Here is a 22,137-nt window from a genome sequence, read left to right as displayed (position 1 = left end):
TGAATCAAAAGGAAATATAATAAAAAAGAAACATTAAAAATACAAATGAATTTTTAATGTTTCTTTTTTATAAAATTTATTTACCTACTAAAATGCAACTATAACCCCACCGTTATCACAGTACAAACTACTTAATCCTTTAGTTTGAACTACAATAATATCCTTAAAATTACACCTTTTTTCTACTTCTTCTTTTAACCAAAGAGCACTTTTTTCATTATTTACATGTGAAATGGCGAGCACTTTGTTTTCAACTTTCTTAGAGTTTTCTTCAATAATATCAGCTAGCCTTTTAAATGCTTTTTTTGAGCCCCTTGTCTTTTCAAATAAAATAATTTCTCCATCAGGATTAGTTGTCATAATTGGTTTGATTTTTAATACAGTTGCAATTGTTCCAGCAAACTTAGAAATTCTTCCATTTTTCATTAAATTATCTAATGACTCCGAAATAAAAAACGTTTTCATTTCGCTAATGTAATTATTAATATTGTCTATTATTTCAGTGTTTTTATAGCCTAAATTTTTAAGTTCAAAAATTTTCATTGAAACTAAAGTTTCGCCAATAGATGCAGATTTTGAATCAAATACATGTATAAATTTATCTCTAATATCTTCTATAAACATATTTTTCGCAAGAAGTGCACTATTATATGTACCGCTAAGTTTTGAAGAAATTGTTACTACAAATGATTCATCCTCTGTATCAAACTTTTTCATAAAATCATCAGGTGATGGACAAGCAGATTTGGGTACATTTGGTGATTTAACCATTTTTTCAATAAAATTCAATATATCTAAATCCTTATCATCAATATATTCTTTTTCGTCAATATATAATTTAAAGGGTACTATATCTATTGAGTATTTTTTGTTTATGGATTCATTCATATCATTTGAACTATCAGCAATTATATTAAAACTCATATTTCCTCCTTAAAAACTTATTGTTATTCCACCTTTATTTACATACATGCTGCTAAGTCCTTTGGTTTCAACTATAATAATATCTTTAAAATCATAATTTTCTTTAATCATAATTTTTAATTTTTCTGCTTTTTCACCTGCTTTGCAATGTGAAATTCCAATAATTTTATCACTAATATTAGTACCATATTTGCTAATTATATCAATAAATTTTTTTAAAGATTTTTTTTCAGTTCTAACGTTCTCATAATGAACGATTTCACCATTTTCATCTGCATAAAGTATAGGTTTTATATTCATAGCACTCGCTACAGTTCCTTTTAATTTAGATATTCTTCCATTTTTTATTAGAGTATCTAGTGATCCGAGTTGAAAAAAATATTTCAATTCTCCAATATATTTATTCATCTCCACAACTATATCATTTTCACACATTTTTTTATCTATTAACTCTTTAATCTTTATAGCTATTAAAGTTTCTTTAACTGATGATCCTTTTGAATCAAAAATATGAATAAATTTTTTCTTGAATTCTTCAAAATATAATTCTTTTGCTAATAGAGCACTATTATACGTACTACTTAGAGCCGATGTCATCGTTACTACAAAAATAGATTCTTCACCCATATAAGTATTTAAAAAATCTTTAGGAGATGGACAAGCGGATCTTGGAGATAATTTAGAATTACTAATTTTATCTAACATACTGGAAACATCCAATGATGCATCATCTTTAAATTCTGCTTCATCAAGGTATATAGTTAAAGGCACTATACTAACATCAAGTTTTTCTTGTAATTCTTTATTTAAATCGCAACTACTATCTGCAACTATTTTCATATTAACTCCTTTACGCTACAATATACATATATTTTAACCTAAAGAAGACTATATTTCAAGGAACATACACTAAATACAAAATAAAGCTACCATATTTATAGCTTTCCAATTAAAAACATAATATTTTTAAAAGTAGAGCGATAAATAAAGTAGCTTTTAAAATCATAGTAAAAACTTATATTATAAATTTACTTTAGAAAGAATTTCTTTTTCTCTTCTATTAGCAATTTCTTCTAATCTATCAACTTGAATTTTTAATTCAGCAAGGTAAGCTTCATCTTTAATAGATCCCATGTTTATTTTAACATTTAATAATGCAGATAAAATCGCTGTTCTAGCCATCATTGCAGCAACAGCACCATCAGTAACTGCATTTTGATTACCACTTACTACTACGCTTTCAATCATATCAAACATTTTGGATGCTTCATCCGCACATGATAGTGGAACAGAAGCAGCATATTTAATCGATCTTTGCATTTCTTCAGTTCTAATTTTCTTTTCTTCTTCACTTTCTTTTGGTAATTTCATAGCTTTCATAAAATCGTCAAATGAAGAAGCGTCTTTATCAACTAAATCTACAAAAGTGTCTTTAAAAGCAGAAATATCAGCAGCAATTTGTTTCATATCATCTTCTACTTTAACATATTTCTTTTTTCCTATAGTTAAGTTTGCAACCATACCAACTAAAGATGCAGAAATGCCCGCAGATAACGCCGCAACACTTCCTCCACCAGGAACTGGAGCATTTGATTCTAATTCATCCAAAAAATTCTTTACTGTTAAATCAACTAACACAATAATTCCCTCCTCAAATTCTATATTTTTTTAAATCATATAGAAACTTTATTACTAATACTAAATAACCTTCTATACCATAACATAAATCAAATTATATATATATGTTTACTTTTTATAAAATTTTAAGCCAATTTTTATCGTAAATTAGTTTACCTTTTTTTATTACTTTTTCTACAGTTGAAACACCTATATGATATGGAATAAAATTATAAGACGGAAACTCATGAATTACTATATCCGCTTCTTTTCCTATATCTATACTTCCAATCTTGTCAGCTCTACCAAGTGCAGCAGCTGCATTTATTGTAAGTGCTGTAATAGTTTCTTCAATCGTCATATTCATTTTTAAAGTCGCAAGAGATATAACAAGCGGTATTGATTCACAAAAACAACTTCCAGGATTAAAGTCAGTTGCAAGTGCTACAGCACATCCATTATCAATCATATATCTACCACGAGCAAAGTCTTCTTTTAAGCTATATGCTGTACACGGTAGTAGTGTAGATACTACATCATTTTCAGCCATAAGTTTGATTCCTTTATCGCTTGCCTGAAGTAAATGATCAGCTGATGTTGCTCCAACTTCTGCCGCTAATTCCGCGCCGCCTAATTGCACGATTTCATCTGCATGAATTTTTAACTTTAAGCCTTTTTCTTTTGCTTTTAGTAGAAGTTTTCTTGACTCTTCAACTGAAAAAACATTTTTTTCACAAAATATATCACAAAATTCTGCTAGATTTTTGTCAACAACTTCATCTAGTACGTTATCTATTAAATAATCAATAAATTCTTCGGGATTACTTTTATATTTTTTAGGAACTGAATGTGCACCTAAGAAAGTCGAAATTATATCAACACTATGCATTCCTTGTAATTTTTTCATAACTTCAAGTTGTTTAATTTCAACATCTTTTTCAAGTCCGTATCCACTTTTACCTTCAACTGTTGTAACACCAAATGTTACCATTGAATCCAGTCTTTTTTTTCCTAAATTAACCAGTTCATTAACTGTTGCAGTTTTTGTAGAATTTACTGAATTAGCAATTCCTCCTCCTCTTTCCATGATTGACATATAAGAATCACCTCTTAGTCGCCATGAAAATTCATCAGCCCTATAACCACCAAAAATAAAATGGGTATGAGAATCTATAAATCCTGGAAGAATTGATTTACCACTACAATCTATCAGCTCGTAAGCTTTTAAATCGTATTTGTTTTCTAAATCATTATTAGAAATTATATCTTTTATAATTCCATCTTCAATAACGATCGATGCATCCTTTACAAGCGCTACATCATTCATAGCTGAACCTTTTTTCATTTTAAAGCCACTGCATGTTACAATTTCGCTACTATTAGTTAATATAATATTTTTCATATTTACTCCATCATTCTTTTCTCTAGTATTTGATCAATAGAGAAATCTTCAACACCTAAATAATATTCAGCAGTATTAATCATTGCTTCCATTGGTAATAAACCTATAACCTCACTACCAACAACACTAACACCATATCTTTTAGCTTCAATTTTAACTAATTCAAATACTCTATAAAGTGGAGTTTTTGTGTAATTAGTCATATTCATTGAAACTTGAACAATTCCTCTATCTTCTAATTCAATTCCAATAGCTTTACAAAATCTTAAACCACCATTAATAAATCTAACACTTCTAGCAATTTTATTTGCAATATCAAGATTATTTGTATCCAAATTAATATTAAATGCAACAAGTGGCATTCTAGCTCCTATAGCAACTACTCCAGCTGTAGGATGAACCTCCTGACCAAAATCAGGTTTCCACTCGTCTTCTTTTATTTTATCAAACATTCCCTCAAATTGTCCTTTTCTAATTTTCGCCAAATTTTGTCTATGAGGTGCGCTTGCAGATTTTTCATATAAGAAAACTGGAACATTGTATTTATCAAACACTTCTTTTGCAACTTCTTTAGAAAGCTCCACAGCTTCTTCTTCTGTAACATTATTAAGCGGTATAAATGGAACTACGTCAGTTGCACCCATTCTTGGATGTTGACCTTCATGTTTTGTTAAATCTATTAATTCAGTTGCTTTACCAATTGCACATACAACTGCCCATTTAACTGAATTAGGTTCCCCAACCACCGTAACTACTAATCTATTATGATCCTCATCTCTGCTATAATCTAAAAGCTTAACTCCATCTTTTCCTCTAAAACAATCCAAAATTTGTTCAATTACTTTTAAATCTCTACCTTCGCTAAAATTTGGAACACATTCAATTACCTTAGTTAAATCAGCCATAATAACCTCCACAAATTTGTAATTTATAAATACATTTTACCATATAAACGATATATTTTTCTCGTCTATTTTTCATCTAATATGAGATATTTTCATCAAAATAGGGTATTATATATATATACATATATAAAGGGGGCAATTTCATATGGATATATCAAATTATGAGATTTTCTTAAGAATACTTCTCGCATGCATTTTTGGCGGTCTAATAGGTTTTGAAAGAGAAAGCATAAATAGACCTGCAGGATTTAGAACACATATACTAGTCTGCCTCGGCGCTACAATTGTAATGATTTCAGACCTTACTCTGCTAAAAGAATATGGTAGCATATCTAGCATTGACCCTGGACGTTATGGTGCACAAGTAATTTCTGGAATTGGTTTCCTTGGAGCTGGTACAATTATTAAGGAAGGATTTAGTGTAAAGGGATTAACAACCGCTGCAAGTCTTTGGGCTGTTGCTTGTCTAGGTTTAGCACTTGGTGCTGGACATTATTTAATTGCAATTAGCTCAACTCTTTTAATTTTTATTATATTAGAAACATTTGCACGTTTTGAATATAAGTTTCAAAAAAACAAAAGACAACTTGTTATTTTTATACACACTTCTAATACACCAGGTCAACTTGGAAAAATCGGCACAGCAATCGGAAAACACAATGCCAAAGTAAAAAATATTGCTATGACAGCTATGAACGACAATGTTGCAGAATTAAAACTTTATGTAAATTATCCAAAAAACTGTGACCCCGTTCGTATTATTGAATCCATAATTGAAATTGACGGTATATACAGTGTAAATCCAGAATAATAATCTAAAAAAAGCTAAAACAAATTTATTTATTTGTTTTAGCTTTTTTTATTTACTATGAAAATTGCATATTTAACGAATTTTTTAATTGTACAAAGCTGCTTTTATTTCATCAATTTGTTCACGTGCTGCCTCTTCGCCAAGTTTTATAAAATTCTCCATCTTTGATGATGAATAAAATCTAAATATTTCTCTCCAATTTCTAAAATTAAATTCTTGATGTTCAAAAACCTTTATTACAATATCAGAGTTCTCTTTAATAATTTTCTCTCTATTATTTATAAGAGGTATATATATTGCCCTATACATCATACTAAATATATTAATTTTATCAATTTGTCTACTCAAATGTCCATCAAGTGAAATAGAAATAACTATCCCTTCATTTCCTACTTCATCTCTACATACATCTGCTGGTATGCTATCAAGTAGACCACCATCCACGTAAAAACACTCTCCTATTTTAACCGGTTTATACATACCAGGAAAAGCAGAAGACGCAGTAACCGCATTTTTAAGATTTCCAGATGAAAAAACGTGTAATTTTCCAGTATTTAAATTAGTAGCGATAATTTTCATAGGAAGATTTAAATCTTCAATATTAATATTTCCACATAAATCACTTATAATATTACCAAAATTTCTTTGCGATAAAATTGCTTTTTTACTAATCGTTGGTCTAAACCAACTTAATCTTTTTACTATTTCACTAAATTTATTTAAAATTATTTCACTCTTTATACCATTTGCAATTAATGCACCAATCATTGAACCCGCACTACAAGTTGCAATAAAATCTATTGGAATATTATTTTCTCTTAGAACATTGATAACGCCAATATGAGCAAAGCTTTTTGCACCTCCACCTCCAAAAGCAATTCCTACCTTTTTAATTCCTTCTTCATTCAATAAACTATCCACCTATTTTTATTTTTAATACTACTAACAAAACTTCGTAATATAATATTATACCTTATATTTTTGTATTATTGTAGTTTTTATTTTGTAACATTTATCTAGGTAGATTTTGCTATTACTAAAATTCAGCGTTTTTAACTGTCCTTGGAAAAGGTACTACATCTCTAATATTTGTCATACCCGTCAAATACATAATTGCTCTTTCGAATCCGAGACCAAAGCCTGCATGATGAACACCACCAAATTTTCTTAAATCTAAATACCACCAATAATCGTCTTTATTTAATCCCATTTCTTCAATCCTAGCTTCTAAAACATCCAGTCTTTCTTCCCTTTGCGAGCCGCCAATTAATTCACCAATACCTGGAACTAACATATCCATTGCTGCTACTGTTTTATTATCATCATTTACGCGCATATAAAAGGCTTTTATTTCTTTTGGGTAATCTGTTAAAAAAACTGGTTTATTGTAAATTTCTTCCGTAATATATCTTTCATGCTCAGTTTGTAAATCACATCCCCAAAATACGGGATATTCAAATTTTTTATCAGATTTTTGAAGCAGTTCAACAGCTTCAGTATAAGTAACTCTTGCAAAATCAGAGCTAATAACATTGTTAAGTCTTTCAATTAAACCTTTATCAATTCTTGCATTGAAAAAATTAATTTCTTCAGGACATTTATCCATAACATATTTAATAACATATTTAATCATATCTTCAGCCAAATCCATATCATCATTTAAATCTGCAAATGATATTTCAGGTTCAACCATCCAAAATTCAGCAGCATGTCTACCTGTATTAGAATTTTCAGCCCTAAAAGTGGGACCAAAAGTATATACATTTCTAAAAGCAAGGGCAAATGTCTCTGCTTCTAATTGACCACTTACTGTAAGATTTGTCTCTTTTCCAAAAAAATCAAAAGAGTTATCAATTTTACCATTTTCGTCTTTTGGAATATTGTAAAGATCCTGAGTTGTTACTCTGAACATTTCGCCTGCACCTTCGCAATCGCTACCTGTAATTATTGGAGTATGTGTATACACAAAACGTCTATCTTGAAAAAAAGAATGAATTGCGTGTGCTGCAACCGATCTAACTCTAAACACTGCCGAAAAAGTATTACTTCTAGGTCTTAAGTGAGCAATAGTTCTTAAATATTCAAATGTATGTCTTTTCTTTTGAAGTGGATAGCTTGATAAAGAAAGTCCTTCCAAAACAATTTCAGCGGCTTTAAGCTCAAAAGGTTGCTTGCTACCTGGTGTAAGAACTAATCTTCCTTTGACAATAATTGAAGTTGATATAGGATATTTTGCAACTTCTTTAAAATTCGAAAGATTTTCTTCAAAAACTATTTGAATACTATTAAAAAACGTACCATCATTTAATTCAATAAATCCAAAATTTTTAGACGCTCTTATTGTTCTAATCCAACCAGAAACCTCAATTTCTTTTTCACTATAGTCACTAGGACTCGCAAATATATCTTTTAATAAAGTGTTTTTCATAATTCCTCCTTCTAAATAATTAGCAAATAAATGAATTTCTTGGATTCAGAGGGGGTTTTTACTCCCACTGAATCTTAGAAAACATAATCCAGGGCCTTTTTAGAGTTCTTTATCCCACACTTTTTTAAGAAGTAGGGGGTATTAGAACTCTAAGGCATCGGATAAATGTGTTAATAGGTATAAAAAAAAAGCCCTTTATACTATTTGGGACGAAAAATTCGCGGTACCACCCAATTTGTCTAAAGACCTCTCACTCTCAGAATTACTAAGAACTACTATAACGTGTAGAAAACGCCAAAGCCTACTACTATTTCGACTAGGAACTCCAAGATGTTCTTCACAGTAAAATTATTATTAGGCTCACACCTTTCCCTAACTCTCTTAAAATAAATTTAAAGTTACTCTTCTCTTCATTGCTTTTAATGAACATATTATATATTAACTAATTAAAATTGTAAAGATTTTTTAACAATAATAGTTAATCTTATTTATTCTAAATAATTATGTTATAATTTAATAAAAAAGAGAGAGGTGAACAAATGGAATTTAATATTACATCAATTTTAAATCAATTTTTTATTATTGTTATTTCCTATAATATTTTTTCAGCCTTATCACTATTCAAACTACCAAATAAAGAACAATTATGTGCCGTTTCCTATGTTCCTGCACTGCTTATTATTTCTTTTTTACCGGTTTTACACACCGATGTCAACTACTATGATATACTCCCAATCGCGATTACTTTAACAATAATACTAAAAATTATAATAATTTTATTTAAAAAGGATATTATAGTTAAAAATTTTGTATTTATTAATATTGTTATTGGTGTTTTAATACTAATTAATCCAGTTTATAATATGCTTTTTCAACAAGTAGCAGGAAATATTATATATACTTCTATAAGTATCATTTTTATTATTGGTTATTTTGTTCTTAATTCAAAAAATAAAAATATAAAAAATTCATATAAAATTTTTCTTCCGCTAATAGCAATTATAATTTCTAGTACATTACAATTTCATAATTTAATTTTTCTTTCTTATATTTTACTATATATTTTTATTTATTTAGAAATAAAAACTAATAAACTCTTAAGTATTTTATATATTAATAATTATGAATCAAAATTCAAGAAAATAGAAACCGACTTTCATTTTGAAGTACAAAAAGCAGCTAAAACTAGAACATTTCATGTTGAAAGAATTAAAGACCATATGGCTGAGGTAAATAAACTTGATCATCTTACTAAGGCTTTAACAAGAAAGGCTATTGTAAATGCAATTGATTTACTAACTATGTCTAAAAATACAGAGAAATTTGTTTTTTTAATGTTTGATATAGACAAATTCAAACATGTTAACGATACTTATGGGCATATCCAAGGTGATGTATGTTTAAAACTTGTCGCTACTATCGCCAAACAAAATCTTAGAGAAATTGACTTTTTAGGTCGTTATGGTGGAGATGAATTTATTATTGTGCTACCTAACCAAGATTTAAAAACCGGATTACTTGTTGCAAACCGCTTTAGAGAAAAAGTATCAGAAACAACAAATCCAAACTTTACAATTTCTGTCGGCGCAAGCATTTATCCTTGGGATGGTAAAACTTTTAAAGAACTACTAGATGTCGCTGATAAAGGCTTGTATTTATCAAAAGAACACGGGAGAAACTCCGTAAATTACGACGGATATGTAAACCTTAAAAATTTAGAACCTAAAAATTCCAAGACAAAATAATTCTATAAAAATACCCTATAGAATAGACAATTAAAAAAGTCTAGCCAATAGGGTATTTTTATTTATTTATATAAATCACTTTATTAGTTTTCTTAATATTTTAATTTTGTTATTAGTGTATGGATGATATTTTAAACTAGGATCAATTTTTGTAGATTTTTTCATAATTATCTTTTCATTACTAAGTGCATAAAAGGTGCTTTGACCATGATATTTTCCCATACCACTTTTCCCTACCCCACCAAAAGGTAGGTTGTTGTTCGAAACATGTGAAACAGTATCGTTTATACAACCTCCTCCAAAACTCAAAGAATCTAATACAAAATCTTCATGTAATTTAGAGTTGGTAAATAAATAAAGTGCAAGTGGAGAATCTTTTCTTTTAAGATTTTCTATAATTTTATTAATATCTTCATATTCTATAATTGGAAGCAAGGGCCCAAACACCTCAGAATCCATAATACTACTATTCCAATCTACTTTATCAATTAATGTGAATCCAATTTTAAGATTATCTTTATTATAATTACCACCGAATAAAATTCTTCCTTCCTCCAATAAATTAATCAATCTATCAAAATGGCTATCATTAACTATTTTAGGATACTCAGAATTTTGAGTCATATCGTTACCAAATATTTTTAAGGTAAAATTACTAATTTCTTCTATTAATTTTGATTTTACTGATTTATGAACATACACATAATCAGGAGCAACGCAGGTTTGTCCTGCATTCAAAGTTTTTCCCCACACTATTCTCTTTGCAGCAATTTGAATATTGGCTGTTTCATCAACAATACACGGACTCTTACCACCAAGTTCTAAGGTAAGTGGAACTAAATTCTCAGAAGCCAATTTCATAACATGCTTTCCAACTGACTGACTTCCTGTAAAGAATATATGGTCAAATGACTTTCTTAAAAGAGTATTTGATAATTCTCTATCACCGCGTACAAGATAAATATATTCATTTTTAAAATAATTATTAATAATTTTTTCAAGCACATCTGCAACATGCGGTGTTTTTTCACTTGGTTTTAGAACATTGCAATTACCTGCAGCAATAGATCCAATTAGTGGCATTAATAAAAGTTGTACAGGATAGTTCCAAGGACTAATAATATAGACAACACCCTTTGGTTCATACATAATATAACTATCAGAAGGATAATGAACTTTTGAAGTTTTAACTTTTTTTACTTTGCTAATTTTTCTTATATTTTTAATAAAGTATTCAATTTCTTCATATAACAGACCAATTTCAGTTGCATATGATTCAAATTCAGACTTATTTAAATCAATAAATAAAGCTTTAATTAATTCATCTTCGTGCTTTTTAATCGCATTTTTTAAATTACTGAGTTGTTCAATTCTAAAATTAATATCTTTCGTAACATCCTTATAAAAATATTCTTTTTGTATTTCAACAATTCTTTCCTTTAACATAATCCTACCTCCTTCTGATTCAATGAATAAAACCAACCTATCTAAATTTAGCAATTTTTAAATAGATATTAATCTTTATTTTTTACATAATAGTCAATTTGCCATACATTATTAATTTTTTTTAAAATATAAATCCAATTATATTCATAAACTTTAATTTTTCCGCTCGTATTTTTTTCAAGTTTCTCATATACATATGCTTTTGCATTATTTCCATCTATTTCAACTTTATCAACGTTTATTTTTAAAAACTTTTCTGTAAATTCTACATTTTTATAATTTTGAATAATTGAATAAGCTTTACCAGAAGAATACAGATAATCAAAAACACTTTTATCAGAATTATTAATGTATCTAATCCATGCAGTATCAAAATCAATTATCAATTTGCTGACTTTCTCTTTTTCGACAAAATCACTCGTATTTTCTTTGTTTTTAGTTTCCTTGACTACTTGTGTAGTGTTTTCTTTTTTATTATTTATAGCATCGGTATCAGTTGTTTTGGAATTTACATTCTTAATATCATTAACATTAGTATTTTCAAATTTTAAGCCTCTGGTGAATTTTTCTAATTTATATCCCAAAACAAATTGTTCATTATCAAAATTAACCTTCTTATTAAACTCTATAACTCCAACATTTTCTCTAATTTTTCTTGTTTCTAAATACTTTTTCTTATCAATTTTATACTCTACAGTAATAATTCTATTAGGAGATTCTCCTTCAATTTTAACAATTTTAGAATTTAACTGCTCCTTATTGCCTTCTAAATCATACACAGATTCCACCCAAGAATTTCCAGTTTCTAAAGGTAATTTTAGTAAAGTTAATTTGTTGAATTCAGAATCTAACATAACTTCTTCAATTTTATCTTGAATTAATTTATTATATGTAACAGTATAGGTTAAATTAATATTAAAGTTTCTTCTATTTGAACCCTTTGTTACATCCATAACCTCTCCGCTTACTTTATAAACTTTTGTACTATTAGTGTCAAAAATCTTCATAATAGACATAACTTGAATATAATTATTATTGCCCTTATAAGTCCACGAAAAAGGCGCTTCAGGAAGAAAAGCATCTAATGTTTCACTATAATTATCAGCAACAATATCTTCATTAGAAGTATTTAAAGTTTTTGCTTCACATGCTGTAAATATAAATACTAGAAATATTAAAACAATAAAACATAATTTTCGCAATTTTCTTCACCTCCAATATTACATACTTCTTATAAACGAATTTCTAAACTTAAGTGATCTAATGTAATACTAGAAATCGGTATATACTAAAAAAAGACAATAATTGTCTTTTTAAGTATTAATGTTCTTTAAATCCATTTGGAGTATTTACAACAATTACTTTAGTTGTTTTTGAAGTGAAATTTGCCCAATTATGAATATTATTTGAATCAAAATGTGCAGTATCACCTGGAAATAGTTCATATTTTTCTCCATTTATTATAAGAGTAAATATGCCTTCTAAAACATAAATAAATTCTTCGCCTTCGTGCTGATATTGATCTAGAGTTCTATTATCATCTGGATTAGGTAATAGTTCAATAACCCTTGGAAGTAAATCTTTATTTTCAAAATCATTAGATAAATGGTAGTGTAAAAATTGACCATTCTCTATTTGAAAAAGTTCTCTCTCATATGACCTAACTACAAGGTCAGAACTTTTCTTTTTAATAGGAAAAAAATATGACAAATCAACTTCAAGCGCCCTAGCAATTTTCTCGAGTGATGTAATAGCAAGTGCTGTAAGACCTCTTTCAACTTGTGATAAAAATCCAATAGAAAGATCTGTCATTTCACTTAAATCTTTCAAAGTCATCTTTTTTGCAGATCTTAATTCCTTTATTTTTTCTCCAATATTATTCGACATATTCTCTCCTCGATATTACGCTATCAATAGCTTTTTATTATAATACTATTATAGTATAAAAATCATCATTTTCATATTACAAAATTAATTTTAGTTATATAATATTTAGTATATACTTAAATTGTATTCATTCGATATATCTTCAAGAAGTTTTACGCCAGCAACACTATTTCCTTTCTTATCTAATGCAGGTGCATATACAGCTATACCCATCTTACCTGGAACTACTGTCATAATTCCTCCACCTACACCACTTTTACTTGGCAGACCAACATTTACTGCAAATTCACCTGATTCATCATACATACCACACGTAGTCATTAATGTATTTACAATTTGAACAATTCTTCTCGGAATAATTACTTCATTAGTGAGCGGATCTTTTCCAGCGCACGCTAGCACTCTTGCAATATTAGCTAAATCAATAATATCTGCTTCAATTGAACAATGCATAAAGTATAAATCTAAAATTTCTTCAACATCTCCCTCGAGTATTCCTATATCTTTTAAAAAGTATGCCATCGCTCTATTCTTATTACCAGTCCTTTTCTCAGATAAATAAACATCCATATTAATTTTAATATCATTATTATTAGAGAGTTTTCTTATAAAATTCAAAATTCTTTCAATTTTTTCATTATTACTTTTTCCTTTAATTAATGATGATATCGCTATTGCACCTGCATTAATCATAGGATTATAAGGTTTAGTAAATTCATTTATTGTTTCAAGCCTTCTAATTGAATTAAAAGAATCCCCAGTTGGCTCTTTTCCAACTTTAGAAAATACAATTTCTTCTCCATAATCAAGAAGCGCCATAATTAATATTAGAGGTTTAGAGATAGATTGAATGGTAAATTTAATATTTGAATCTCCGGCAGCTATAACACTTTCTCCACACTTTGCAACAGCAACTCCTAAACAATTTGGATTTGCTTTAGATAATTCTGGTATATAATTTGCAACATTTCCATGTTTAGTATATTCTTTGTTTCTATTTACAAGCTCATTTAAATTCATTTTGTCCACCTCGATAGATTTTTTAACTGTTTTTTATTCAATTATAAACTTATTAAACTATTATTTCAATATATTTTAGTTTTTTTAACTTATATAAATTCTATAAATATTTCAAATTAATTATTTTTTTTCGCTAAAAAGTATTGAATTTATAAGCATTTTATAAGATAATATATTTATATGCAAAATGATATGAAATGAAATAAAAATATAAGGAGTTGTAACTATGAATCAAATTTTATTAACAAAATCTGCACTAGAAAAAGTTGAAAATAAGTATGATAATTTAATAAAAAAAAGAAAAGAAATTAGTGAAGAAATAAAAAAAGCTAGAGGCTTTGGAGATTTGTCAGAGAACGCTGAATACCATGCTGCTAGAGAAGCTCAATCACTCAATGAAACAGAAATTCTTAAAGTTAAATCAACTTTAAGTAACTATAAGCTGGTTGAAGAAAATACTGACGATCATGAAACAGTTCAACTCAACGAACGCATTGAAATTTTGTATATAGAAGACGATGAAAAAGAAATAGTTAAAATAGTCTCTCCTATAGAAAGTGATCCATTCGATGGTAAAATTTCCTATGAATCACCTATAGGCACTGCTCTTTTAGGGAAAAAAATTGGAGATACTGTTCCATGCGAAACTCCAAATGGTATTATTAATCTTAAAATCGTATCAATCCCAAAATAACTTCATAAGACTTACCTAGTAGACCAATATTTAATATTGGTCTTTTTTTTATGCAATTTAAATTGAATAAATGCATTTAAAGATATTATTTATGCATTACAAGTATATTTTATTAGTTTTTAATATTTTTTAATTATAATTAAATTGTAAATATTTTATGAACAAATCACTATATAAAGTCTACCATTACCTAAAAACCTAGCGAGGTGAAGAAATGGATAAATCAATTTATTTAAATAATATGAAAAAAAAACTTTCTGGAAATTACGATATTTATGAAAATCATTCAATTAATGAAAACTCATATTCCTTATTTTGTAAATACTATGAAAGAAATGAAAGGTATATCGGCCTAAAATCTGCAACAATTTATGCAATAGAAAATAAGGAGTACGTTTTTTTTAAAGAGATTGAAAATTTAACAAATAAAAATTTTAAAAGCTTCACAGAAGAATTGGCTAATCATATTAATTCATTAATCACTCCAAATCATGAACATATGTCAAGTACGATAACAGGAGTTATCCTTTATGATAACAGTATTGAAAAGGAATTAATAAAAAAAATTGAGAAATTTAATTTTCAAAAGTCTTTTAAGCTTGGACTAAACGGTTGGGTAGATATTAGAATTATCGCTATCAATTTGTCTGAAAAAAAAATAATAGGAAGTAAAAAATCTACTAAAGTAATTAGTTACTATTCACCGACAAAAGTTAATTGATTTTTTCTTAGCAATAAGATTAAATAAATGCCGAATTTCGCAATTATGATTTTTTTTACTATCGGCAAAATATTAAAGGAGGATTTACTTATGAGTTCATTAACACTTATAGCCATTGCAATAATAGTTTTATTTATTGCATACCTAACTTATGGGGCATGGCTTGCTAAAAAATGGGGTATTGACCCAAGTAGGAAAACTCCAGCACACACTATGTCAGATGGTGTTGACTACGTTCCTGCTCCTGCACCTGTTTTACTTGGTCATCACTTTGCATCAATTGCAGGTGCTGGTCCTATCGTTGGTCCTATCGTTGCATCAATTTTTGGTTGGATTCCTGTTTTTTTATGGATAATAATTGGTGGAATATTCTTAGGTGGTGTACAAGACTTTGGTTCATTATTCTCGTCTATGAGAAATGATGGAAAATCAATTGGCCATGTAATAGAAAAGAATATTGGTCAATCTGGAAAAAAATTATTTTCGATTTTTGCATGGCTTACTTTACTACTTGTAGTTGCAGCATTCGTGAATATAGTTGCTAATACATTCGTTAGCGTTCCAGCAGCGGCATCTGCTTCAATTATGTTTATAATACTTGCTATAGTATTTGGATTTGCAGTTTATAGAAAAGGTGTTCCTCTATTAATTGGTAGTATAGTTGGTGTTGCACTACTTTTCTCATGCGTTTATTTAGGAATATTATTTCCAATTATGCTATCTAAAACAACTTGGATTTTTATATTACTTGGATATATTTTCGTAGCTTCTGTAACTCCTGTATGGATTTTACTTCAACCTAGAGATTATCTAAATTCATATCTTCTTTATGCAATGATTATTGGTGCTGTGCTTGGTTTAGTTCTTTATAGACCAACAATTCAATTAGTTGGATTTGCAGGTTTTAATGTCGGCGGAAGTTACCTCTTCCCAATGCTATTTGTAATAGTTGCTTGTGGAGCAATTTCTGGATTCCATGCTTTAGTTGGATCGGGAACTACTTCTAAACAAATTGCAAATGAATCTGATGCTAAAGTTATTGGATTCGGAGCAATGCTTATCGAAAGTGTTCTTGCTGTAATAGCACTTATTACTGCTGCATATATTGGTGGAGACAAACTAGCTGAATTACTTAAAAATGGTGGTCCTGTTAATGTATTTTCAAATGGACTTGGAACATTTATGACAGCATTTGGCCTACCACTTAGCGTTGGTGTATCTTTTACTGCACTTGCAATATCAGCTTTTGCTTTAACTTCTCTTGATACAGCTACTAGACTTGGTAGATTTATTTTCCAAGAATTCTTTGAAGATAATTCAAAAGAAGTACAGAGTATATTAGTAACAAATAGATTTATTTCAACAACAATTACAGTTGTACTTGGCGGAGCACTAGCACTCGTAGGTTGGAAAAAAGTTTGGCCAATATTTGGTTCAGCAAATCAATTACTTGCAGCATTAGCTCTTTTATCTCTTGCTGCATATTTGAAAAATCAAAACCGTGATTATAAAATGGTTATGGCACCTATGATATTTATGTTTACAGTAACTATTTTCGCACTAGGCTTATTGATAAAAGCAAATCTCGCTGCAGGTAACTTACTCTTAGTTGGATTCGCAGTAGTACTACTTATACTTGCATTAGTTCTTGTATCACAATCTTATAGTGTTTTATTTGGCAATAAAAAAATTAATTCAGAGTCAAATAAAAGCGCGTAAACAAAAATAAAATAATTAAAAAAGATGCTGATTAATTCTTCCCCAGCATCTTTTTTCTTATTAATAATTCTTTATTATTTAATTTTGTTACCTTTTACATAAACGTTTTCAATATTTCTATCGTCACCAATATAAATAAATCGTTGTAGTCTTTCTTCTAATGTTCTTCCATCTTTTTCACCTAAACTCTCATCATTTATTATAAGTGCATCAAATTCAAATCCTTCTTCAAAACTTCCTACTTTTCCGAAGAATTCTCCACCACCCTTAGTACCTAAATAAAATGCTTCGGCAGTATTTAAAGGACTAAACTCTTTATTTAATTCTAGCCATTTAATTTTGCTAGCTTGAATGGCTTGACTCATAACATTTGCAATAGAAACTTTATGTCCTGCTCCTACATCAGTACCAAGCCCAACCTTAACACCTTTTTCCATAAATTTTCTAACAGGCATTATTCCACTTGATAAATTGTAATTCGCATTTGGACAATGTGCTGCAAACACATTTTTCTCACTCATAAGAGTAATTTCTTCATCTGTATTATGAACACAATGTGCTAAAACTGTTTTTTCTGTAAGTAAATCAAAATCATCATATACATTAGCATAACTTTTGCTATTTGGGTAAAGTTCTTTAACCCATTCTACTTCACCAGTATTTTCTGATATATGTGTTTGAATTGGTAAATCATATTTTTTTGCCAATTTACTTAGCCCTTGCATAAGTTCAGATGTACAAGTCGGAACAAATCTTGGAGTTATTATAGGTTTTACCAAATCATATTTATCTTTGTATTCTTTAATAATTTCCTCTGTCTTAATAAGTGAATCCTCAGTACTTTCAATTAAATAATCCGGACTATTTCTATCCATATTAACTTTCCCAACATAAGCACCTATACCAACATCATTAATCAAATCCATAAGTAATCCAGTTGATTCTTTGTGTAAACTACTAAATAAAACAACTCTTGTAGTTCCATTCATTAAAAGTGTTCTTGCAACGACTGAATATACTTTCTTTGCATAGTCTAAATCAGAAAATTTAGCTTCTTCAGGGAACGTATAATCAGTAAGCCAAGGAAGAAGTTCTTTATCGAGCCCTAGTCCCAAATTAGGAAACTGCGGTGCGTGGAAATGAAGATCTATAAATCCTGGAATAATAAGTCTATCTCCGTAGTCAACTATTTCGTCGACATTAATATTGTCAATTTTATCAGTAACTCTTTCTACATATCCATCTCTAACAATAACAAAACCTTTTTCATAAATCGTAAATGCATCTTTTGTTTTCGTGAATAAGATATTTCCTTTATATGCTTTTAACATTATATCATCTCCTATGAATTATAGTATTTCGTCCAAGGTAATTCTATCAAAAAAATAAGAAATTAACAAAAAAAAATAAAAAGAAAATTTTTTTCTATTGTATATAATAAACAAACAAACGATATTATAATATTTTATGTTAATTTAAAAATAGTTGTTTACAATTGGTTAATATTTATTTTACACTTCTTTAACATGCTATTCATATTCTATTAATAATATAAAGGTATTATATAAATATCAAATGAATATAGCTTCTCCCCCAAAAAATGAAGCGTTTATTTGTTTAATATAAACTAAATACATTATTAAGACCTTACTCCCCTGTAGGTTATGTATTTACTCCCCTTTAATAATAATAATACGAACGGCGAAAGACACTATCGATATTTAGAGATACTTAAAATAACGATAGTGTTTTTTCTTTTTTGATATTTTTGCAAGTTTTAAAATAAAAATTGCAAAAATATATTGACTCATCAAGTTGAACGTTGTATTATTGTATACAATAATACATTAAGAAAAGGAGTCTTTCAATGAATAAATCAATAACATATAAGATACTCGAAAAAAACCTAGTAAAAGGTACTGTTAAACAAGGTCAAGAAATAACTGTTAAAGTTAATCAAACCCTTACTCAGGATTCAACAGGAACTATGGTCTATTTACAATTAGAAGCACTATCACCTAATAAAATCGCTACTGACTTTTCTGTTGCATATATCGATCATAATACACTTCAAACTGGTTTTGAAAATGCTGATGATCATGAATTCATCAAAACAATATGTGCCAAATATGGAGTAATTTACTCTAAAGCTGGAAACGGAATATGTCACCAACTAAACCTTGAACGTTTCTCAAAACCAAATACAATACTGCTTGGATCTGATAGTCATACACCTACCGGTGGAGGAGTTGGCGCAATAGCGATAGGTGCCGGTGGACTTGACGTTGCAGTTGCTATGGCAAAAGGTACTTACACATTAATAGTTCCTAAAGTTTTAAATATTAATCTTTCAGGCAAACTAAACAAATGGATATCTGCTAAAGATGTGATTTTATATATTCTAAAAATATTAACAGTTAAAGGCGGAGTAGGTTACGTAATTGAATATACAGGAAGCGGTGTTAAGGAATTATCTGTTACAGATAGAGCTACTATTACTAATATGGGTGCAGAACTCGGTGCCACAACTTCAATATTCCCTTCTGATGAGATTACTAAAGACTACTTTGTAAGACAAGGAAGAGAACATGATTTTTCCATGTTAGTAGAAGACGAAAACGTTTTATATGACAAAACCTTGGATATAAATTTAAGTAATATCACACCACAAGTAGCTAAACCACATAGTCCTGATAATATTGATGATGTGAAATCTATTGAAGGGCTAAAGGTTGATCAAGTAGCAATAGGAAGTTGCACTAATTCTTCTTATACCGACCTTATGAAGGTTGCAAGAATATTAAAAGGTAAAAAAGTTCATCCTGATGTAAGTCTTGTTATATCTCCTGGTTCTAGCAATGTAATCAGCATGTTAATTAAAAATGGAGCATTAAATGAATTAATTAATTCAGGAGCGCGAATTCTTGAGTCGGCCTGTGGACCATGTATTGGTATGGGACAAGCACCAAAAACTAATGCAATTTCACTAAGAACATTTAATAGAAATTTTGAAGGAAGATGTGGAACAAAGAAAGCTGGAGTATATTTAGTTAGCCCTGAAACTGCTGCTATTTCAGCAATTAAAGGAATACTTACCTCTCCAAAAAATTTAGATACTGATCCTAATATTTCATTACCAGAGAAATTTGATGTTTCAGATAGTTTTTTTATTTTTCCAAATCAAACAAAATATAAAAAAATATTCATGGGACCAAATATAAAACCATTTCCATTGAAAGAAAAATTACAAAATAGTATAGATAAGAAAATTGTATTAAAAACTGGTGACAATATAACTACAGATGATATCATGCCTTCAAATGCGAAATTACTCCCATTTAGATCTAATGTTCCCGAATTATCTAAATATTGTTTTAAAACAATTATTGACGACTTTAATGTGCGCTGCGAAAAAAATAATGGTGGAATAATTATCGGTGGAGATAACTATGGTCAAGGCTCATCTAGAGAGCACGCAGCATTAGTTCCACTCTACTTAAAAATAGAAGCAGTTATAGCTTTATCATTTGCAAGAATACACAAAGCAAATCTTATTAACTCAGGTATTTTACCATTAGTTTTTCTTTCTAAAGACGATTACCTTAAAATAAATGAAAATGATGATATTAAAATAGAAAATATAATTAATGATCTTAATAGTAGTTCAAAAATCACTATTACAAATCTTACGCAAAATTACAAATTCGATGTATTATTCGACGGTTCTAAGCGTGATAAAGAGATATTATTTGAAGGTGGTTATATAAATTATCTTAAAAATATGAAAGAAGGTGAAAACAATTAATATTACGTTAATTAAAGGTGATGGGATAGGACCTGAAGTATCCGATTCTGCTATGAAAGTCATAAATGCTACCGGATTAAAAATAAATTGGGATATAGTAAATGCAGGCAAAGATACTTTTGATAAAACAGGCTGCCTTGTACCTGACGATGTATTTAAAAGCATTGAAAAAAATAAAATTGTTTTAAAAGCACCTATTACAACTCCCGTTGCAAGCGGTTTTAGAAGTATTAATGTAATGCTAAGAAAAAAATATAATCTTTTCTCAAATATACGCCCTATTCTTCCAATAGATTCACTAAACACCAATTATAAGAAACTTGATATTGTTATTTTTAGAGAAAATACTGAAGGTTTATATATAGGTGATGAAGAGAAAATTGATGAAAACACATTCATCGCTAAAAAACTTGTCACACGCTGTGCTAGCGAAAAAATAATTTCTAGGGCATTTGAATTTGCGAAAGAAAATAATAGAAAAAAAGTTACTGTTGTTCATAAAGCAAATATTCTTAAAGAAACAGATGGATTATTTTTAAAAATAGCTAAGGAAATTTCAAAAGAATTTCCTTCTGTAATATTAGAAGATAGAATTATAGATAACATGTGCATGCAACTCGTAATGAACCCCATTCAATTTGATGTTATAGTTACCATGAACCTTTATGGCGATATATTGTCTGACCTTTGTTCTGGATTTATAGGCGGTCTTGGACTTGCTCCTGGTGCAAATATTGGCGATGATATTGCAATATTCGAAGCAGTACATGGAAGTGCTCCTGATATTGCTGGTAAAAATATTGCAAACCCTAGCGCATTAATCTTGTCTGGTGCAATGATGCTCGACTATTTAGATAAACATAAAGAAGCTAATTTAATACGTAAATCACTTAATAATATATTAAAAGAAAAAACTTGCTTAACTAGAGATTTAGGCGGAAATACCTCAACAACTGATTTTACAAACAACTTGATATACGAAATTGAAAAGCAAAAAAATTTATAATGGAGGT

General features: G+C 28.8%; 19 protein-coding genes and 1 other annotated feature. Of the genes, 7 read left to right on the top strand and 12 right to left on the bottom strand.

Annotation, left to right across the window (positions count from 1 at the left end):
- Positions 1-87: 87 nt before the first annotated feature.
- The 5 genes from AACH12_RS06450 to ftcD form a co-directional block, all read right to left on the bottom strand.
- Positions 88-924, bottom strand: coding sequence for a DegV family protein (locus AACH12_RS06450; RefSeq protein WP_338537240.1), 837 nt, complete (start codon positions 922-924; stop codon positions 88-90).
- Positions 925-933: 9 nt separating this feature from the next.
- Positions 934-1,764 carry a DegV family protein gene (locus AACH12_RS06445; RefSeq protein WP_338537239.1) on the bottom strand — a complete coding sequence of 277 codons (831 nt, stop codon included), beginning with the start codon at positions 1,762-1,764 and terminating at the stop codon, positions 934-936.
- Between the two features lie 180 nt (positions 1,765-1,944).
- The gene (locus tag AACH12_RS06440; protein WP_338537238.1) at positions 1,945-2,562 is read right to left on the bottom strand and encodes a cyclodeaminase/cyclohydrolase family protein; all 618 of its coding nucleotides are present in this window, start codon (positions 2,560-2,562) and stop codon (positions 1,945-1,947) included.
- Positions 2,563-2,677: 115 nt separating this feature from the next.
- Positions 2,678-3,943, bottom strand: a complete 1,266-nt coding sequence (gene hutI, locus AACH12_RS06435; protein WP_338537237.1) for an imidazolonepropionase — start codon at positions 3,941-3,943, stop codon at positions 2,678-2,680.
- 2 nt (positions 3,944-3,945) lie between these two features.
- Positions 3,946-4,848: a glutamate formimidoyltransferase gene (gene ftcD, locus AACH12_RS06430; protein ID WP_338537236.1), complete on the bottom strand. Its 903-nt coding sequence runs from the start codon at positions 4,846-4,848 to the stop codon at positions 3,946-3,948.
- Positions 4,849-4,993: 145 nt separating this feature from the next.
- On the opposite strand from ftcD, the gene AACH12_RS06425 reads away from it, so the two are divergent.
- Positions 4,994-5,659, top strand: a complete 666-nt coding sequence (locus tag AACH12_RS06425) for an MgtC/SapB family protein (protein WP_338537235.1) — start codon at positions 4,994-4,996, stop codon at positions 5,657-5,659.
- Between the two features lie 84 nt (positions 5,660-5,743).
- Here the strand turns inward: AACH12_RS06425 and AACH12_RS06420 are convergent, their stop codons facing one another.
- Positions 5,744-6,568 (bottom strand): patatin-like phospholipase family protein, encoded by an 825-nt coding sequence (locus tag AACH12_RS06420; RefSeq protein WP_338537234.1) that lies wholly within the window; start codon positions 6,566-6,568, stop codon positions 5,744-5,746.
- A 127-nt stretch (positions 6,569-6,695) separates the two neighbouring features.
- Positions 6,696-8,087 (bottom strand): asparagine--tRNA ligase, encoded by a 1,392-nt coding sequence (gene asnS, locus AACH12_RS06415; RefSeq protein WP_338537233.1) that lies wholly within the window; start codon positions 8,085-8,087, stop codon positions 6,696-6,698.
- 202 nt (positions 8,088-8,289) lie between these two features.
- Positions 8,290-8,510, bottom strand: a binding site (T-box leader).
- Between the two features lie 116 nt (positions 8,511-8,626).
- On the opposite strand from asnS, the gene AACH12_RS06410 reads away from it, so the two are divergent.
- On the top strand, positions 8,627-9,832 hold the full coding sequence (locus AACH12_RS06410) for a GGDEF domain-containing protein (RefSeq protein ID WP_338537232.1): 1,206 nt from the start codon (positions 8,627-8,629) through the stop codon (positions 9,830-9,832).
- 75 nt (positions 9,833-9,907) lie between these two features.
- On the opposite strand, the gene AACH12_RS06405 is transcribed toward AACH12_RS06410, so the two are convergent.
- The 4 genes from AACH12_RS06405 to glsA form a co-directional block, all read right to left on the bottom strand.
- Positions 9,908-11,278, bottom strand: a complete 1,371-nt coding sequence (locus tag AACH12_RS06405; RefSeq protein ID WP_338537231.1) for an aldehyde dehydrogenase — start codon at positions 11,276-11,278, stop codon at positions 9,908-9,910.
- Between the two features lie 68 nt (positions 11,279-11,346).
- On the bottom strand, positions 11,347-12,480 hold the full coding sequence (locus tag AACH12_RS06400; RefSeq protein ID WP_338537230.1) for a nuclear transport factor 2 family protein: 1,134 nt from the start codon (positions 12,478-12,480) through the stop codon (positions 11,347-11,349).
- A gap of 118 nt (positions 12,481-12,598) precedes the next feature.
- Complete coding sequence (locus AACH12_RS06395; protein ID WP_338537229.1) at positions 12,599-13,165, bottom strand: helix-turn-helix domain-containing protein; 567 nt, start codon at positions 13,163-13,165, stop codon at positions 12,599-12,601.
- Between the two features lie 105 nt (positions 13,166-13,270).
- On the bottom strand, positions 13,271-14,185 hold the full coding sequence (gene glsA, locus AACH12_RS06390) for a glutaminase A (protein ID WP_338537228.1): 915 nt from the start codon (positions 14,183-14,185) through the stop codon (positions 13,271-13,273).
- Between the two features lie 226 nt (positions 14,186-14,411).
- Between glsA and greA the strand changes: the two genes are divergently transcribed.
- The 3 genes from greA to AACH12_RS06375 all read left to right on the top strand — a co-directional run bounded on the left by greA (position 14,412) and on the right by AACH12_RS06375 (position 17,319).
- Positions 14,412-14,879 carry a transcription elongation factor GreA gene (greA, locus tag AACH12_RS06385; protein WP_338537227.1) on the top strand — a complete coding sequence of 156 codons (468 nt, stop codon included), beginning with the start codon at positions 14,412-14,414 and terminating at the stop codon, positions 14,877-14,879.
- 214 nt (positions 14,880-15,093) lie between these two features.
- The gene (locus tag AACH12_RS06380; RefSeq protein ID WP_338537226.1) at positions 15,094-15,600 is read left to right on the top strand and encodes a hypothetical protein; all 507 of its coding nucleotides are present in this window, start codon (positions 15,094-15,096) and stop codon (positions 15,598-15,600) included.
- 90 nt (positions 15,601-15,690) lie between these two features.
- Entirely contained in the window at positions 15,691-17,319 is a 1,629-nt protein-coding gene (locus AACH12_RS06375) for a carbon starvation CstA family protein (RefSeq protein WP_338537225.1), read from the top strand.
- 74 nt (positions 17,320-17,393) lie between these two features.
- Here AACH12_RS06375 and guaD read toward each other — a convergent pair whose 3' ends face one another.
- On the bottom strand, positions 17,394-18,650 hold the full coding sequence (guaD, locus tag AACH12_RS06370; RefSeq protein WP_338537224.1) for a guanine deaminase: 1,257 nt from the start codon (positions 18,648-18,650) through the stop codon (positions 17,394-17,396).
- Positions 18,651-19,186: 536 nt separating this feature from the next.
- Between guaD and AACH12_RS06365 the strand changes: the two genes are divergently transcribed.
- Both AACH12_RS06365 and AACH12_RS06360 read left to right on the top strand, forming a co-directional pair.
- A complete protein-coding gene (locus AACH12_RS06365) occupies positions 19,187-21,124 on the top strand; it encodes an aconitate hydratase (RefSeq protein ID WP_338537223.1) in 1,938 nt (645 codons plus the stop codon).
- A complete protein-coding gene (locus tag AACH12_RS06360) occupies positions 21,111-22,130 on the top strand; it encodes an isocitrate/isopropylmalate dehydrogenase family protein (protein WP_338537222.1) in 1,020 nt (339 codons plus the stop codon). The genes AACH12_RS06365 and AACH12_RS06360 overlap by 14 nt, the downstream gene beginning before the upstream one ends.
- Positions 22,131-22,137 lie beyond the last annotated feature (7 nt).

This window comes from Helicovermis profundi, from assembly GCF_033097505.1.
In the GTDB taxonomy this organism is placed as follows: domain Bacteria; phylum Bacillota; class Clostridia; order Peptostreptococcales; family Acidaminobacteraceae; genus Helicovermis; species Helicovermis profundi.
This window is presented reverse-complemented; position numbering and strand designations above follow the sequence as displayed.